At 64.6% G+C, this 15272-nt stretch carries 11 protein-coding genes and 1 pseudogene; 2 read left to right on the forward strand and 10 right to left on the reverse strand.

All coding sequences use genetic code 11. The features are described 5' to 3' along the window. Nucleotides 1–191 precede the first annotated feature (191 nt). Both DID99_RS14900 and DID99_RS14905 read right to left on the reverse strand, forming a co-directional pair. A complete protein-coding gene (locus DID99_RS14900) occupies nt 192–950 on the reverse strand; it encodes a molecular chaperone (protein WP_124570550.1) in 759 nt (252 codons plus the stop codon). A 24-nt stretch (nt 951–974) separates the two neighbouring features. Then, a complete protein-coding gene (locus tag DID99_RS14905) occupies nt 975–1559 on the reverse strand; it encodes a fimbrial protein (RefSeq protein ID WP_124570458.1) in 585 nt (194 codons plus the stop codon). A gap of 1128 nt (nt 1560–2687) precedes the next feature. Here DID99_RS14905 and DID99_RS14910 point away from each other — a divergent pair. Further along, entirely contained in the window at nt 2688–3008 is a 321-nt protein-coding gene (locus tag DID99_RS14910; protein ID WP_124667022.1) for a hypothetical protein, read from the forward strand. A 26-nt stretch (nt 3009–3034) separates the two neighbouring features. On the opposite strand, the gene DID99_RS14915 is transcribed toward DID99_RS14910, so the two are convergent. From DID99_RS14915 to DID99_RS14955, 8 genes are all read right to left on the reverse strand, one after another. Next, nucleotides 3035–4339 (reverse strand): MFS family transporter, encoded by a 1305-nt coding sequence (locus tag DID99_RS14915; protein WP_124667023.1) that lies wholly within the window; start codon nt 4337–4339, stop codon nt 3035–3037. Between the two features lie 235 nt (nt 4340–4574). After that, nucleotides 4575–6254, reverse strand: coding sequence for a SpoVR family protein (locus tag DID99_RS14920; RefSeq protein WP_044843597.1), 1680 nt, complete (start codon nt 6252–6254; stop codon nt 4575–4577). Next, complete coding sequence (locus tag DID99_RS14925; RefSeq protein ID WP_044843598.1) at nt 6251–7519, reverse strand: YeaH/YhbH family protein; 1269 nt, start codon at nt 7517–7519, stop codon at nt 6251–6253. Before DID99_RS14925 ends, DID99_RS14920 begins: the two co-directional genes overlap by 4 nt. A 125-nt stretch (nt 7520–7644) precedes the next feature. Next, nucleotides 7645–9567 carry a PrkA family serine protein kinase gene (locus DID99_RS14930; RefSeq protein WP_044843599.1) on the reverse strand — a complete coding sequence of 641 codons (1923 nt, stop codon included), beginning with the start codon at nt 9565–9567 and terminating at the stop codon, nt 7645–7647. Nucleotides 9568–10110: 543 nt separating this feature from the next. After that, nucleotides 10111–11868, reverse strand: a complete 1758-nt coding sequence (locus tag DID99_RS14940; protein WP_124667024.1) for a methyl-accepting chemotaxis protein — start codon at nt 11866–11868, stop codon at nt 10111–10113. Nucleotides 11869–12147: 279 nt separating this feature from the next. Then, nucleotides 12148–13077, reverse strand: coding sequence for a ribokinase (gene rbsK / locus DID99_RS14945; RefSeq protein ID WP_124667025.1), 930 nt, complete (start codon nt 13075–13077; stop codon nt 12148–12150). Then, nucleotides 13074–14105 carry a LacI family DNA-binding transcriptional regulator gene (locus DID99_RS14950; RefSeq protein WP_044843601.1) on the reverse strand — a complete coding sequence of 344 codons (1032 nt, stop codon included), beginning with the start codon at nt 14103–14105 and terminating at the stop codon, nt 13074–13076. Before DID99_RS14950 ends, rbsK begins: the two co-directional genes overlap by 4 nt. Before the next feature lie 35 nt (nt 14106–14140). Continuing rightward, nucleotides 14141–15160: an ABC transporter permease gene (locus DID99_RS14955; RefSeq protein WP_044843602.1), complete on the reverse strand. Its 1020-nt coding sequence runs from the start codon at nt 15158–15160 to the stop codon at nt 14141–14143. On the opposite strand from DID99_RS14955, the pseudogene DID99_RS38470 reads away from it, so the two are divergent. Next, nucleotides 15056–15272: pseudogene (locus DID99_RS38470) on the forward strand (hypothetical protein); the annotation flags it as partial. The gene DID99_RS14955 and the pseudogene DID99_RS38470 sit on opposite strands and share 105 nt — an antisense overlap.

The raw sequence follows: 15272 nt of genomic DNA on the forward strand, positions 1-15272 counted from the left end.
CGAAGCGACTGCCAGCAGGCAAGGACGCCGCGCGGGTCGCGGGACGGGTCCGGATGTGAATGACGAACGTGAACCTTCTAAACTCCGCATGTCGATACAGTTATTTCGCATACCGAATCTCTCGCATCTCATTGCCACCTCGGATTCGACATGCAGGATCATGCCTCTGGCGCGTTGCGTGGACCGACTGCTCAGTCGGTCAGTTTTTTGGTTATCGTGCTGCGCCCGCCGTAGTCGTCGATGACCATGTATCGCACGGCCACGGGGCGATGCGATCGTGCGGCGACACCCGGCAACGGGAAACGCTGGGTGCCAAATGGCACGACCATCCCGCCGCCGGCCGGGATGAAGGTTCCGCCGACATCGCCTTCAACCATCCCGAACGAGACGTAATAGGGTGTCGGATTGGAAACGTCGAGCGACACCTGTCGCTCGTTCGCATGCGACGTACTGGCTGATACCTTCCAGACCAGTTTGGCCGGCGCGGTCTCGACGTCGTTCGCAAGCGCCGCGGGCCGGTAGAACAATTTGATGCGAGTCCGGAAAGCGAAGCGCAGCAGGTTGTCCGTGTCCTGCTCCGCCGCAGGCACCTCGAGCACATTGAGCCAGAACACCGACTCACGGTCGGCGGGCAGCGGCTCCTGCATGTTCGTGATGCGCAGCACCGCGCCCCGCCCCGCTTCGACGCGTACCAGCGTCGGCGCGACGATGAACGGCGTGCGCATCTGCTCCGGAGGCACGTTGGCGCGACCGTCGTCGATCCAGCTCTGTGCGAGCACCGGCGCGGTGCCGGAATTTTCCATCCGGACGGTCACGTCGCGGGCATGCTCAGGGAAAATCACGCGGGTGCCGTCCAGCAGAAGCGCTGCCTGCGCCATCGCGGCGCAGGCAGCCCACGCCACGAAGCCGGCCACGGATGCTAAATAAGGATTACGAATTGACAAGGCCATGACGTGGAACGGGAAATGCACCGATCAGTGGTAAGCGAGCGTGTACCGAATGAACGAGTTGCCCGAGCCGGTCTTGATCGCGGCCGGTTCGGCGGTCGATACGTAAGCCGCCGAGTACGTCAGGGTCGCCGTGTTTTTGTCGATGGTCGCGACCTGCGCGTCCGCCAGATTCTGCGGCTTGCCAAGCACGATCTTGCCGGTCTTGCCGTTGCCTGCATCGCTGATCTGGATCTCGACGCCCTCCGCCGGCTTGGTCCCGATGAGCTTCAGGTTGCCGGTTTCCGGGTTGACGTTGACCGAAACCGGATCGAAATCGATCACGACCTTGGTGCCGTCCGCACAACCCGCGTTGCCGCCAAGTACCAGGCTGAACGGGACAGGCTCCGACGTCGCGCCGATCTTGTCGAACTTGCTCGGGCTGATGCGGTCGCCGAGTTGCACTTCCTTCCGGTTGCCGGCGCCGGGCGCTGCGCCGTTGATGTTGCAGGTGACGTCGGAGATGCTGCCGTAGAAGGCGAGCTCGCCGTCGAACGCGTGGGAAACCGACGGTACCAGCGCGGCGCTCGCGATGCCGGCTGCAACGCAACCCCGAAGCAGATTCATTTTCATCGTTGAATTCCTCTAAAAGCAGACGTTTTTCTCGAAACAACTCGATCGCCATGCAGGCACCTCACTACCCGCAGCCGGATCGAATCGCCCTATTCCGAATAAGCGAATGATTCCATCCAGAAAAATGACGACCGAGTCATTCTATTTTCGAATGCAGATTCCCGATATAGTACAAGTAAGAATTATTGGATTGACTTTCACTCACCCGGAATTCAAATGCAGACATATGCCGACATCCGTCGCTCCCGTCTGTTTGAAGCGCTTGTCGCGGATCGTCTCGCCGGATCTCCAAATCGACCGCCCGCCAGAAGCGATGGCCAGCGATGCGGCACGATGCGCCGCGGACAGCCAAAGAAACCTACACCAATCGTCAGGATTATTGAAAGCCAATAATCCCTCGCGCTTCCGCGCGAAGTAATTTGAAATTTATTTTTATAACCGATCGGATGTAGGACAAGTCAAATGCCCGAACGCTCCAAGGATTTTCGTTTCGCCGCGGAATTGGCCATACGGAATAGCCATTGCGTCCAAATTCGACTTTCGATCGCGATTCGCCATGGCGATCCGGAATTTTCCGCATAATCACATCGACGAACGCTCCGTCACGGACGCGTCTCATTCCGCAACCGCCCAGTCGTCGTCTGGCGAGCGATGCATGGTTTGTTTCGAGGGTGATGTCCGGCGCGCGTTCGTCCGCACCGACATCCGCTGCCGGTCGGTGTTTTCGCCGGTGTTCGGCGCAAGTGCCGCGAGGTACACGAGACGCGTGACATTCGCAAGTCGTCCGCTTCACTGGTCGCTGCGCCATCGTGCAAGCGGCCGACCGGCAGCACCGATCCGCCCTGCTGCGCGAGCATCTGGCGCGGCACTCGGCGTCGCCGTCGAGCAACGTCGGCGACAGTTCGACCGCGTGCATAGACGCATGTCGTCTGGATACCGGCCCGACGATCGTGTTGCCCCCTCCTGGCGTCGCCCCGGAAGCCCTGAGCAAGGCGACCGCAAGTTTGCTCATCGTGTCTTTGACTCGGCACGGGCATGACGTGCATCGCATCGCCATCCACTCGGTCGGCCGCAGGCGGCCCCGTCACCGCGGACCGGGACCGTCGCGATGACATGCAGCAAGCGCCCATGGGCAAGCAAGCCGCCACGCGGCACCGGCCCTGCCTCGGCTTGCGAACCGCGCGGCGCGCAAAAAAAGACGCCCGCTGCACGCAGCGGGCGCGAATCCCAGTCAAGGAGGTGTCACACGAACTACGAGTTCAGATTAAGGAAATCGCCTGCAACAAACAACGAATCGATTTCAATATCGATATGACGGGATGCACGCATGCCGGTACGCCCCGCGTCGACCAGCGGATGCCACCGCCGTGTCGCCGCCGTGACGGCTCCGCCCGTGAAATCGCACGCCGCAAAAAAACGTCCCGCCGGCTGGCGGGACGTTCGTCATGATGCGGATGCGCGCGCCGCGCAATCGATCACGGTTCGTGACGCAGGTACCCTTCCTTGCTCGGATCGCGCATCCGCCACGACACGATCAGCGAGATCGCGCACAGCACCGTCACGTACCAGTAGAAGGTTTCCTCGCTGCCGATCGACTTGAACCACAGCGCGACGTACTCGGCCGAGCCGCCGAAGATCGCGTTCGCGACCGCATACGACAGGCCGACGCCCATCGCGCGCACTTCCGGCGGGAACATCTCGGCCTTGATGAGGCCGCTGATCGACGTGTAGAAGCTGACGATCGCCAGCGCGATCGTGATCAGCACGAACGCGGCCGTCGGGCTCGTGACGGTCTTCAGCGCGTGCATCAGCGGCACCGTGCCGATCACCGCGAACATGCCGAACAGGATCATCGACGTGCGGCGGCCGATCTTGTCGGACAGCGCGCCGAACACCGGCTGGATCAGCATGTACACGAGCAACGCGACGGTCATCACGTTGCTGGCCGTCTTCGCATGCATGCCGGCCGTATTCACGAGGTACTTCTGCATGTACGTCGTGAAGGTGTAGAAGATCAGCGAGCCGCCGGCCGTGAAGCCGACCACCGTGAAGAAGGCGCCCTTGTGCTGCCACACGCCGCGGATCGTGCCCGCGTCCTTCTTGTCACGCGATGCGCTCGTCGACGTCTCGTCGAGCGATTTGCGCAGGTACAGCGAGATCAGCGCGGCCGCCGCCCCGCAGACGAACGGAATGCGCCAGCCCCACGCCTTCAGCTCGTCGTTCGACAGCGCCTGCTGCAGGATCACGAGTACCAGCAGCGCGCACAGCTGGCCGCCGATCAGCGTCACGTACTGGAACGACGCGAAGAAACCGCGCCGCCCCTTCAGCGCGACTTCGCTCATGTAGGTTGCGCTCGTCCCGTATTCGCCGCCCACCGACAGCCCCTGGAACAGGCGCGCGACCAGCAGCAGCGCCGGCGCCAGCGCGCCGATCTGCGCATAGGTCGGCAGCACCGCGATCACGAGCGAGCCGCCGCACATCATCAGCACCGAGATCATCATCGCCGTGCGACGGCCGTGACGGTCGGCGATGCGGCCGAACAGCCAGCCGCCGATCGGACGCATCAGGAAGCCGGCCGCGAACACGCCGGCCGTGTTCAGCAGCTGCGTGGTCGTGTTGCCGCTCGGGAAGAACGCCGGTGCGAAGTACAGCGCGCAGAACGAGTAGATGTAGAAGTCGAACCACTCGACGAGGTTGCCCGACGAGGCGCCGACGATGGCGAACACGCGCCGCCGGGTGTCATGCGCGGACAGCGCAGCTTGGTCGGTCTGGACGTCCATGGGTTGGTCTGTTCCTTTTAGTGCTTTCTGGGCGAGACGGCTCGCGGGCCGTCGCGTACGGTCGCACGTGGCACCGGTTCCGGCGGCACGGCGCTACGGGATTTTAGCGAAATGTAAAGTAACGGGCTTTCCGGGTTCGTCCGGATGTAGAAAATTTTTCTCCCGGTACGCGTTCGTCATATGAAAACGCCAGCCCTCAGGCTGGCGTCCGATGCAAACTGCTCTCGGGCGATCGTCAGACGCGCACCTCCGGCGGCACGTAGCGGCACTCGTAGCGCTTGCGCACGGTCCCGGCCTCGTCGACGCTTTCCAGGAACACGTCGAACTGCCAGAGCCGCGCCATGTGCTTGAGCACTTCCTCGCTGTCGTTCGACAGATGGCGGTTGTCGGTCATGAAATGGCGCAGCGTGAGGCTGCGGTCGCCGCGCGTGTTCACGGCCCACACCTGGATGTTCGGCTCGCGGTGATGGATGTCGTACTGCCGCGACAACGCCTGCCGCACGTACTGGTAGCCGGACTCGTCGTGGATCGCCGACACCTCGAGCGAATCGCGCATGTCGTCGTCGAGCACCGAGAACAGCCGCATCTCGCGGATCAGGTTCGGCGACAGGTACTGCGCGATGAAGCTCTCGTCCTTGAAGTTGCGCATCGCGTAGTGCATCGCCGGCAGCCACGGGGTGCCCGCGATCTCCGGAAACCACTTGTAGTCCTCTTCCGTCGGCGCCTCGCAGATCCGGCGGATGTCGCTCATCATCGAGAAGCCGAGCGCATACGGGTTGATCCCGCTGTAGTACGGCTTCGTGACGGGCGGCTGGTAGACCACGTTGCTGTGCGAGTGCAGGAACTCCATCATGAAGCCGTCTTCCAGCTTGCCCTGGTTGTACAGCGTATTCAGCAGCGTGTAGTGCCAGAACGTCGCCCAGCCTTCGTTCATCACCTGCGTCTGCCGCTGCGGATAGAAGTACTGGCCGATCTTGCGCACGATGCGGATCACTTCCCGCTCCCACGGCTCGAGCAGCGGCGCGTTCTTCTCCGCGAAATACAGCAGGTTCTCCTGCGGCTCCGGCGGATAGCGTCCTTCCTGCTCCTCCATCTGCTCGGGCTTCTTGCCCGGCAGCGTGCGCCACAGCTCGTTGACCTGCGACTGCAGATACGCCTCGCGCTCGCGCCGCAGCGCGGCCTCCTTCGACAACGACGGCTTCTGCGGCCGCTTGTAGCGGTCGACGCCGTAGTTCATCAGCGCATGGCACGAATCGAGCAGTTCCTCGACGCGATCGAGGCCGTAGCGCTCCTCGCATTCGGCGACGTAGTTCTTCGCGTACACGAGATAGTCGATGATCGCGTGCGCGTCGGTCCACAACCGGAACAGGTAGTTGCCCTTGAAGAAGGAGTTGTGCCCGTACGCCGCGTGCGCGATGACGAGCGCCTGCATCGTCATCGTGTTCTCTTCCATCAGATACGCGATGCAGGGATTCGAGTTGATGACGATTTCGTACGCGAGGCCCATCTGGCCGCGGCGATAGCTTTTCTCGGTCGCGAGGAAGTGCTTGCCGAACGACCAGTGGCGATAGTTGACCGGCATCCCGACCGACGCGTACGCATCCATCATCTGCTCGGCGCTGATCAGCTCGAGCTGGATCGGATAGATGTCGAGCTCGTACTGCTCGGCGACCTGCGAGATGTGCGTGTCGTATTCCTCGAGCAGCTCGAACGTCCAGTCGGACGGGCACGGCAGCGGCTTGCGTTCGGCAACGTTCATACGCGCTTCCTTCTGCCCGGCACCGGGCAAGTCGGCGGCCGGCGCCGCCGGTTCGGTCCGGCCGCTTTGCTGCGATGCGGCAGGGCCGGCCGTGTCGTCGCCGGAAGGGCGCGGCGCATAGCCGCGCGACTCGTTGTGCAGATGGCGGGTCGTCATGACATTTCCACCTGCTTTTCGAACAATTCGCGAAACACCGGGTAAATATCGGCAGCCGATTCGACTTTCTTCATCGCGAGGTGCGGTTGCGACAGCGCCAGCTGTGCGTACTCCAGCCACAGGTTCTGCTCTTCCGGGGCGACCTGGATATACGCGAAGTAACGCGTCTTGGTGAGGATATCCTCTTCCAGGATTTTGCGACACTTCGGCGAATCGTCAGTCCAGTTGTCGCCGTCGGACGCCTGCGCGCCGTAGATGTTCCACTCGGTCGGCGAGTAGCGCTCGTTCATCACCTTGCGCATCAGTTCGAGCGCGCTCGACACGACGGTGCCGCCGCTTTCGGTCGAATGGAAGAAGGTGTCCTCGTCGACCTCCTCGGCGCGCGTGTGGTGACGGATGAACACGACCTCGATGCGCTCATAGTTGCGCTTCAGGAACAGGTACAGCAGGATGAAGAAGCGTTTCGCGAGATCCTTGCGCTGCTCGTCCATCGAGCCCGACACGTCCATCAGGCAGAACATCACGGCCTGGCTCGACGGTTGCGGCTGCTTCACGCGGTTGATGTAGCGCAGGTCGAACGGATCGATGAACGGGATCCGCCAGATGCGCCCCTTCAGATGATGGATCTCGGCCTCGAGCGTCGCGATATCCTCGCGACGGTCTTCCGGATCGAGCTTCATCACCTCGAGCCGCGCTTCGAGTTCGCGCAGCTCGTTGACGAGCGGCGAACCGAGCGCGATGCGTCGCCCGAGCGCGCTGCGCAGCGAGCGCACGACGTCGATGTTGTTCGGCGTGCCTTCCGCCGACCAGCCCGCGCGCACGTTCTTCCAGCTCGGCACCGTCAGCAGGTGCGTCTTCACGAGGCGCGGCAGTTCGAGGTCGTCGAAGAAGTACTGCATGAATTCGTCGCGGGACAGCTCGAACACGAAGTCGTCCTGCCCTTCGCCTTCGTTGCTCGCCTGACTGCCGCCGCCGCCCGAGCCGCCCTGCGGACGCGGAATCTTGTCGCCGCGCACGTAGTCCTCGTTGCCCGGGTGCACGTATTCGCGACGCCCGCCCGGCGCGTGCCGGAAATTCGGCTCGGCGATGTCCTTGCGCGGAATCGTGATGCTTTGCGTGCTCTGGATATCCTTGATGCTACGGTCGCGCACCGCGTCGGACACGGCACGACGAATGTAGTTCTTGACGCGACGCAGAAAGCGTTCGCGGTTGGCGATGCTCTTGTTCTTGCCGGCCAGCCTGCGGTCGATGATTTGATGAAGCACTCCCGGTCTCCCGCTCGAAAGTCGATCTGCCGGGGCACTCGCCGCGCATGCCGTCTGCCGTCATGCGGGCGGCGCCTCTGAAAGCGCCCGTACGGACTCGCCGCACGGGCGCGGTACCGCGCGCGTCATGACGACTTGCGCACGCGCAGGTACCAGTCGCAAAGCAGCCTCACCTGCTTCGGCGTATAGCCCTTCGCGACCATCCGGTTCACAAAGTCCTCATGCTTGCGCTGCTCCTCCGCCGAACCCTTGGCGTTGAACGAAATCACCGGCAACAGTTCCTCGGTATTCGAGAACATCTTCTTCTCGATCACGACGCGCAACTTCTCGTAGCTCGTCCACACGGGGTTCTTCCCGGCGTTCGCCGCCCGTGCACGCAACACGAAGTTCACGATCTCGTTGCGGAAATCCTTCGGATTGCTGATCCCGGCCGGCTTCTCGATCTTCTCCAGTTCCGCATTCAGCGCGGCGCGGTCGAAGCTCTCGCCCGTGTCGTGATCGCGGAATTCCTGGTCCTGGATCCAGAAATCCGCATACGTGACGTAGCGGTCGAAGATGTTCTGCCCGTACTCCGAATACGACTCGAGGTAAGCCGTCTGGATCTCCTTGCCGATGAACTCCGCGTAGCGCGACGCGAGCACGTCCTTCACGAACGACAGGTACTTCTGCTCGGTCTCCGGCGGGAACTGCTCGCGTTCGATCTGCTGTTCGAGCACGTACATCAGGTGCACGGGGTTGGCCGCGACCTCGCTCGAGTCGAAGTTGAACACGCGCGACAGGATCTTGAACGCGAAGCGCGTCGACACGCCGGTCATCCCTTCGTCCACGCCCGCGTAGTCGCGATACTCCTGGTACGACTTCGCTTTCGGATCGGTGTCCTTCAGGTTTTCGCCGTCGTACACCTGCATCTTCGAGAACAGGCTCGAATTCTCCGGCTCATGCAGGCGCGACAGCACCGAGAACTGCGACATCATCTTCAGCGTGCCCGGCGCGCACACGGCCTCGGCCAGCGACGAGTTGCGAATCAGCTTCTCGTAGATCTTGATCTCTTCCGACACGCGCAGGCAATACGGCACCTTCACGACGAAGATCCGGTCGAGCAGTGCCTCGTTGTTGCGGTTGTTGCGGAAGGCCTTCCACTCCGACTCGTTCGAGTGCGCGAGGATCACGCCGTCGAACGGAATCGCGCCGAATCCTTCGGTGCCCTTGAAGTTGCCTTCCTGCGTCGCGGTCAGCAACGGGTGCAGCACCTTGATCGGCGCCTTGAACATTTCGACGAATTCGAGCAGGCCCTGGTTCGCCAGGCACAGGCCGCCCGAGTAGCTGTACGCATCGGCGTCGTCCTGCGCGTACTGTTCAAGCTTGCGGATGTCGACCTTGCCGACGAGCGACGAAATGTCCTGGTTGTTCTCGTCGCCAGGTTCCGTCTTCGCGATGCCGATCTGCCGCAGGATCGACGGAAAGCGGCGTACCACGCGGAACTGGCGGATATCGCCGTTGTATTCGTGCAGGCGCTTGACGGCCCACGGACTCAGGATGCTCTTCAGGTAGCGGCGCGGAATGCCGTACTGCTCTTCGAGGATCGGGCCGTCTTCGTCGTAGTCGAACAGCCCGAGCGGCGATTCGTTGACGGGCGAACCCTTCAGCGCATAGAACGGCACACGCTCCATCAGCTGCTTCAGCCGCTCGGCGATCGACGACTTGCCGCCGCCCACTGGGCCGAGCAGGTAGAGAATCTGCTTCTTCTCTTCGAGCCCTTGCGCAGCGTGGCGGAAGTACGCGACCACCTGCTCGATCACTTCCTCCATTCCGTAGAATTCACGGAACGCGGGATAGACCTTGATAACCTTGTTCGCGAAGATCCGCGACAGGCGCGGGTCGATGCGGGTATCGATTTGTTCGGGTTCCCCGATTGCAGCCAGCATGCGTTCGCCAGCCGTGGCGTACGCTGACGGATCGTTCTTGCAGAGCGCGAGGTACTCCTCCAGCGAGAACTCTTCCTCTCGCGTTTTTTCGAAGCGGTTCGCGAAGCTGCTGTAAATATCCATGCTACCTCCCTCGCCTGAGTCTGAAGACGTGCCTGCCTTCTATGACTGCGCAGAAGCAAGCGCGTTCGAATTCATCCTAAACCCTTTCTTATTTTTTTTCACGAACTCTTCGTATGAAGTTCGTCATTCTCGACAACACCGCTTGGACAACGCATTTCGACGCTTTACAATCGATCTCCCGTGTCGCGGAAACGGCATCCGCGACGTCTCGTCGAGCATCGGAACGTCTCGTGCGTTGGACACCTCCGTCGTCGTCGCGGCACCCTTCACTCCCCCTTCATCCCTGGACGTTCGAGCGGCCGTTTACGACGACACGCTGCGCGCGCCGTTACAAATTTTTTTCGCATCGTCCGGAGATACCCGTAGTGCGGATGCGAACACGCAGCGCGCGGCGACGCACGAACTTTCACGTGCGCTGTCACATTCCATCGGTCGAAACGACGACGCCCGCATGTCGCGGGCGTCGTGTGCTGCCAAATGGGGAGAGATACGGGGAAAGATACCGGGGAGCGTTACCGCGAAAAGATGCGCGTCACGCGCGAATCAGAACGTTTCCCAGTCGTCGGCGCCGGCAGCCACCGGAGCGGGCGCGGCGGCCGCGGCAGCCGGCTTGCGCGCCGGCGCGGCGCGCTTCGGCGCTGCATCACGATCGTTGCGCGCCACGGCCGGCGCGGGCGGCGAAACCGGCACCGCAGCCGCTGCGGGCACCGCGCGCGGCGCCTGACGTGCGGCGGCAGCGGTCGCCGGCTGCGCCGCGTCGTCGTCGATCCGGAACACCGACGCCGTCTCGCGCAGGCGCGCGGCCTGTTCGTCGAGCGATTGCGCGGCGGCCGCCGCTTCCTCGACGAGCGCGGCGTTCTGCTGGGTGACCTCGTCCATCTGCGCGACCGCGCGCGCGACCTGGTCGATGCCGCCGCTCTGTTCCTCGGACGCCGCCGCGATCTCGCCCATGATGTCGGTCACGCGCTGCACCGCACCGATCACGTCGCTCATCGTGCGGCCGGCTTCGTCGACCAGCGTCGACCCCGTCCGGATGCGCTCCACCGACGCGTCGATCAGCATCTTGATCTCCTTGGCCGCGCTCGACGAACGCTGCGCGAGACTGCGCACCTCGCCCGCGACGACCGCGAAGCCGCGGCCTTCCTCGCCGGCGCGCGCGGCTTCGACCGCCGCGTTCAGCGCCAGGATGTTGGTCTGGAACGCGATTCCCTCGATGATTGCGATGATGTCCACGATCTTCGCGGAGCTGTCGTTGATCTCGCCCATCGTGCCGACCACCTGGCCGACTACCGTATTGCCCTTGTTTGCAATCTCCGACGCGTTCGCTGCCAGCGAGCTTGCCTGCCGCGCATTGTCCGCGTTCTGCTTCACGGTGCCGGTCAGCTGTTCCATGCTCGATGCGGTTTCCTGCAGCGCGGACGCCTGCTCTTCCGTGCGCGACGACAGGTCGATGTTGCCGGCGGCGATCTGGCGCGCCGCGGTCGCGATCGACTCGCTGCCGCCGCGCACGGTGCGCACCGTGTCGACGAGGCCGCGCTGCATCCTCGCGAGACCGTCCAGGAGCTGGCCCATTTCGTCGCGCCGATGCACGACGATCGAGCGGCGCAGGTCGCCCGCGGCGATCGCGTCGAAATGCGCGAGTGCGTCCGCGAGCGGACGGCCGATCGCACGGCTGAGCGTCAGCCAGGAAAACGCGGCGGCAACCAGACCGGCCGCAAGCAGGACGATCGACAGCACGCGCAGCGTCTCGTACAACGATTCCGCGCGGTTGAAGCCCGCCTGCCCGTCGGTGAACTGGAAATTGCGCAGTGCTTCGCCCGCAACCGAGAGCTCGTTATAAAGCGTCGAGAGCTGCTTGGCGCCCTCGCCGATCCGGTCGTGGTCGCCCGCCGCGACCAGCCCTCCGAACGCGTCGCAACTGCGCTGCAGCGCCTGCCGCTTCGCGGCGACGTCCTGCGCGAGCCGGTCTTCCTCCGGGCCGCGCGGCAGTGCAAGGTATTTTTGCCACCACGCGTCGGACTGCGTGCGCATCGCGCGGCTGCGTTCCACGGCCGCAGCCGAGTCGGGCGTGCCCGCCAGCAGCGCGGCGCGATCGAGCGCCAGGCGCTCGCGCGCCGCGTACATTTCGGCAACGGCCACGTCGACCGCGCTCGGCATCTGGTTCGTGAAAATCTCGCGCGTCGCATCGTTCGAGCGCGTCATCCCGTACACGCCGAGCACGCCAATCACGCCCAGCAGTACCGCGAGAAACGCCATCGTCAAACCGATGCGCGCACGTATCGTCAGGTTTCCGATCACCATCATTCTTCCTGTGTTGCGTCGTCGTGGACGGGCAAGGCCCGTTTTTCGAAACAGTGTTTCGCCCAGGTGTATTTACGACCGGATGTTGCGCAGCTTGATGGTATTCACATCAATTTTTTCAGCAATTCACCAGTTCATTACAGATTCCAGAATAATAGGGGCGAAGCATCGCCGGCCCGCTTCGCGAACGCGCACGGCAAGCAATCGAGGACAGACAAGTGGGGAAAGATGGCCGGCCGCCTGTTGTCGCACGCGCCGGCCGGGATGCGCGATCCAGCCCTATTCGGCCAGTTCGGCGAGCGTGGGAATCGACGGCTGCGCGCCTGCGCGCGTGACCGACAGCGCCGCCGCGCGTTGCGCGAAGCGGATGGCGGCATCGACGTCCGCGCCGGCCGCGAGCCGTGCGGCGAAACCGCCGATGAAGGTGTCACCCGCCGCGGTCGTGTCGACCGCCTTGACGACGGGGGCCGGATAGTGGCGCGCCGCGCCGTCGGCCGTCACCGCGAACACGCCGCGCGCGCCAAGCGTGATCAGCACATTGCGCGCGCCGGCTGCCCGCAACGCACGCGCCGCGGCTTCCGCCTCGGCCGGATTGCGCACCGGCAGCCCGGTCAGCGCGGCCGCCTCGACTTCGTTCGGGATCAGGTAATCGACCAGCGGCAACCAGCCGTCCGGCAGCGGCGCGACGGCAGGCGCCGGATTGAGCACCACGGTGCGGCCGAGCCGCCGCCCGGCCGACAGCGCAGCGAACACGGCGTCCGGCGGCGTCTCGAGCTGGCAGATCAGCACGTCGGTCGCGGCCAGCGCCGCCTCGTGCCGCGCCACCGTATCCGTCGTGACTTCGCCGTTGCCGCCCGCGACGATCACGATCGTGTTCTGGCTGGCGTCGTCGACGACGATCAAGGCGACGCCGGTCGACGCCGTCTTGCTCGTCGCGAGCCGCGAGCAGTCGATGCCTTCGGTCTCGAGGCCGGCCCGCAGCGCGGTGCCGTGCGCATCCGCGCCGACGCAGCCGATCATCGCGACCTGCGCGCCGAGCCGTGCGGCCGCGACGGCCTGGTTGCCGCCCTTGCCCCCCGCGGCCTGCGCATACGCGTGACCGGCGAGCGTTTCGCCCGGCAACGGCAGCCGCGACGCCCGTACGACGAGATCCATGTTGAGGCTGCCGACCACCGTCACGCGGCCGGCGCCTGCCGCACGCGCCGTCATGGGCGAGCACCCGGCGCGGCCGGCTCGCGGTAGACCGCCGTCGATTCGCGCAGCACCAGGCGCGGCGACACGACACGACGACGGCTCGGCGCGGCCGTCGAGCCGCCGCCGATCCGCTCGATCAGCGTCTGCGCGGCCATTTCGCCGAGGGCGCGCACCGACTGGCCGACCGTCGACAGCGCCGGATAGGTATAACGGGAGAATTCGATGTCGTCGAAGCCGATGATCGAGCAGTCGTCCGGCACGCGCATGCCGCGCTCGGCCGCCGCGCGCAGCGCGCCGACGCCCATCAGGTCGTTGCCCGCGAAAATCGCGCTCGGGTGCACCGACTCGAACAGCCGCGATGCCGCGTGATAGCCGCCCAGGCACGAAAAATCGCTTTCCGCGATCGCGCCCGGCACGATGTCGATCCCGCGCTCGGCCATCGCGCGGATGAAGCCGTGCACGCGCATCGCGCTGACGGCCGTGTCGGTCGGCCCGGTGATGCAGCCGATCTTCGCGTGCCCGAGTTCGAGCAGATGGCGCGTCGCCAGGTAGGCGCCGCGTTCGTGGTCGATCTGCACGAGATCGGCCGCGAGCCCCTCGATGTTGCGGTCGACGACGACGAGCGGCGCATGCGCGTCGGCGAGCGTCTGCGCGAGCACCGCGTCCTCGCCGGCCGACGCGACGATCAGCCCGTCGATGCGCTTTTCCTGCAGCACGCGCAGGTAGTTGCGCTGCTTCACGGGATCGTCGTCCGAGTTGCAGAAGAACACGCAATAGCCGTTGGCCGCGCACTGGTCCTCGATGCCGCGCGCAAGCTCCGCGAAGTACGGATTCGTGCTGTTCGGCACGACGAGGCCGATGGTCGCCGTCGAGCGCGCCTTCAGCGAGCGCGCCACGGCCGATGGCACGTAGTTCAGCTCGCGGATCGCGCCTTCGACCTTCGCACGCACATCCGCGGACACCGGCCGCGAATTGTTCACCACGTGCGAGACGGTCGTAAACGACACGCCCGCCATGGCCGCCACATCCTTGATCGTCGCCATTTCCCGTTTCTCTCTGGTCTGCTTTCTGTGTAGTTTTACCGGGCGCGCGCGCGCCGGCTGCGATACGTATCGAGCACGACCGCCACCACGATCACCGCCCCGGTGATGATCCGTTTGGTCGGCTCGTTCGCGCCGATCTGCGCCAGCCCCGCGGCCAGCACGGAAATGATCAACACGCCGAAGAACGTGCTGATCACCGAGCCGCGCCCGCCCATCAGGCTCGTGCCGCCGATCACGACGGCTGCGATCACCTGCAGTTCGAGGCCCACGCCCGCGTTCGGGTCGGCGGCCTCGAGCCGCGAGATCTGGAACAGCGACGCGAGCCCCGCGAGCGCGCCCATCAGTGCGAATACGAGGATTTTATACGGCCGCGGGTTAACCCCGGCAAGCCGGACGGCTTCTTCATTCGTGCCGATACCGACAAGATAGCGCCCGAACACGGTGCGCGTGAGCACGAACTGCGCGGCGATCATCACCGCGACCGCGATCAGGAACGCCGGCGAGATGCCGAGCGCGATCGGGTTCGAGAGGAAATCGAACGCGTCGCCGATGTAGGCCGTGCGCGAATTCGTCAGCTGGTACGCGACACCGCGCGCGGCCTCGAGCACGCCGAGCGACACGATGAACGACGGAATCCGCCAGCCCACCGTGATCGCGCCCGTCAGCGAGCCGGTCACGGTCGCGACCGCGATCCCGATCAGCGCGGCGGGCAGCGGCCCCCAATGCCATTTCAGCGCGGCCACGCTGACCATCGACGCGGCCAGCGCGAGCACCGAGCCGACCGACAGGTCGATGCCGGCGATGATCAGCACGAACGTCATCCCGACCGACATCACGACGAGATCGGGGATCTGGTTCGCGATCGTGCTGAACGTATCGTAGGTCAGGAAATGCGAGCTGAGCGTCGAGAACAGCGCGATCATCGCGGCGAGCGCGCCGGCGAGCCCGAGATAGTTCGACACGCCGAGCCGCGTGCCGGACAGCGTGCGCGCGCGGCGCCCGGTCACGTCCTGCTGCGCGCCGGCGTCGCTCGGGGATACGGGAGGCTGGGTCATTGCTGTCGTCCTGTCGTCGAAGAGGCGGAAGCCGCGCGCGGCGCGCTGGCGAACTGGGCCGACGTCGTGCGCGTGAGCGACATCGCCGCGCTGGGCGACGCCGCCCCGCACG

The sequence above is a fragment of the Burkholderia sp. Bp8986 genome (assembly GCF_003854225.1).
Lineage (GTDB): Bacteria > Pseudomonadota > Gammaproteobacteria > Burkholderiales > Burkholderiaceae > Burkholderia.

What these genes read in the sequence shown, in the direction of transcription:
- DID99_RS14900 (WP_124570550.1), bottom strand. Translation starts at nt 950, where the DNA reads ATGGCCTTGTCAATTCGTAATCCTTATTTAGCATCCGTGGCCGGCTTC.
- DID99_RS14905 (WP_124570458.1), bottom strand. Translation starts at nt 1,559, where the DNA reads ATGAAAATGAATCTGCTTCGGGGTTGCGTTGCAGCCGGCATCGCGAGC.
- DID99_RS14910 (WP_124667022.1), top strand. Translation starts at nt 2,688, where the DNA reads ATGGGCAAGCAAGCCGCCACGCGGCACCGGCCCTGCCTCGGCTTGCGA.
- DID99_RS14915 (WP_124667023.1), bottom strand. Translation starts at nt 4,339, where the DNA reads ATGGACGTCCAGACCGACCAAGCTGCGCTGTCCGCGCATGACACCCGG.
- DID99_RS14920 (WP_044843597.1), bottom strand. Translation starts at nt 6,254, where the DNA reads ATGACGACCCGCCATCTGCACAACGAGTCGCGCGGCTATGCGCCGCGC.
- DID99_RS14930 (WP_044843599.1), bottom strand. Translation starts at nt 9,567, where the DNA reads ATGGATATTTACAGCAGCTTCGCGAACCGCTTCGAAAAAACGCGAGAG.
- DID99_RS14940 (WP_124667024.1), bottom strand. Translation starts at nt 11,868, where the DNA reads ATGGTGATCGGAAACCTGACGATACGTGCGCGCATCGGTTTGACGATG.
- rbsK (WP_124667025.1), bottom strand. Translation starts at nt 13,077, where the DNA reads ATGACGGCGCGTGCGGCAGGCGCCGGCCGCGTGACGGTGGTCGGCAGC.
- DID99_RS14950 (WP_044843601.1), bottom strand. Translation starts at nt 14,105, where the DNA reads ATGGCGACGATCAAGGATGTGGCGGCCATGGCGGGCGTGTCGTTTACG.
- DID99_RS14955 (WP_044843602.1), bottom strand. Translation starts at nt 15,160, where the DNA reads ATGACCCAGCCTCCCGTATCCCCGAGCGACGCCGGCGCGCAGCAGGAC.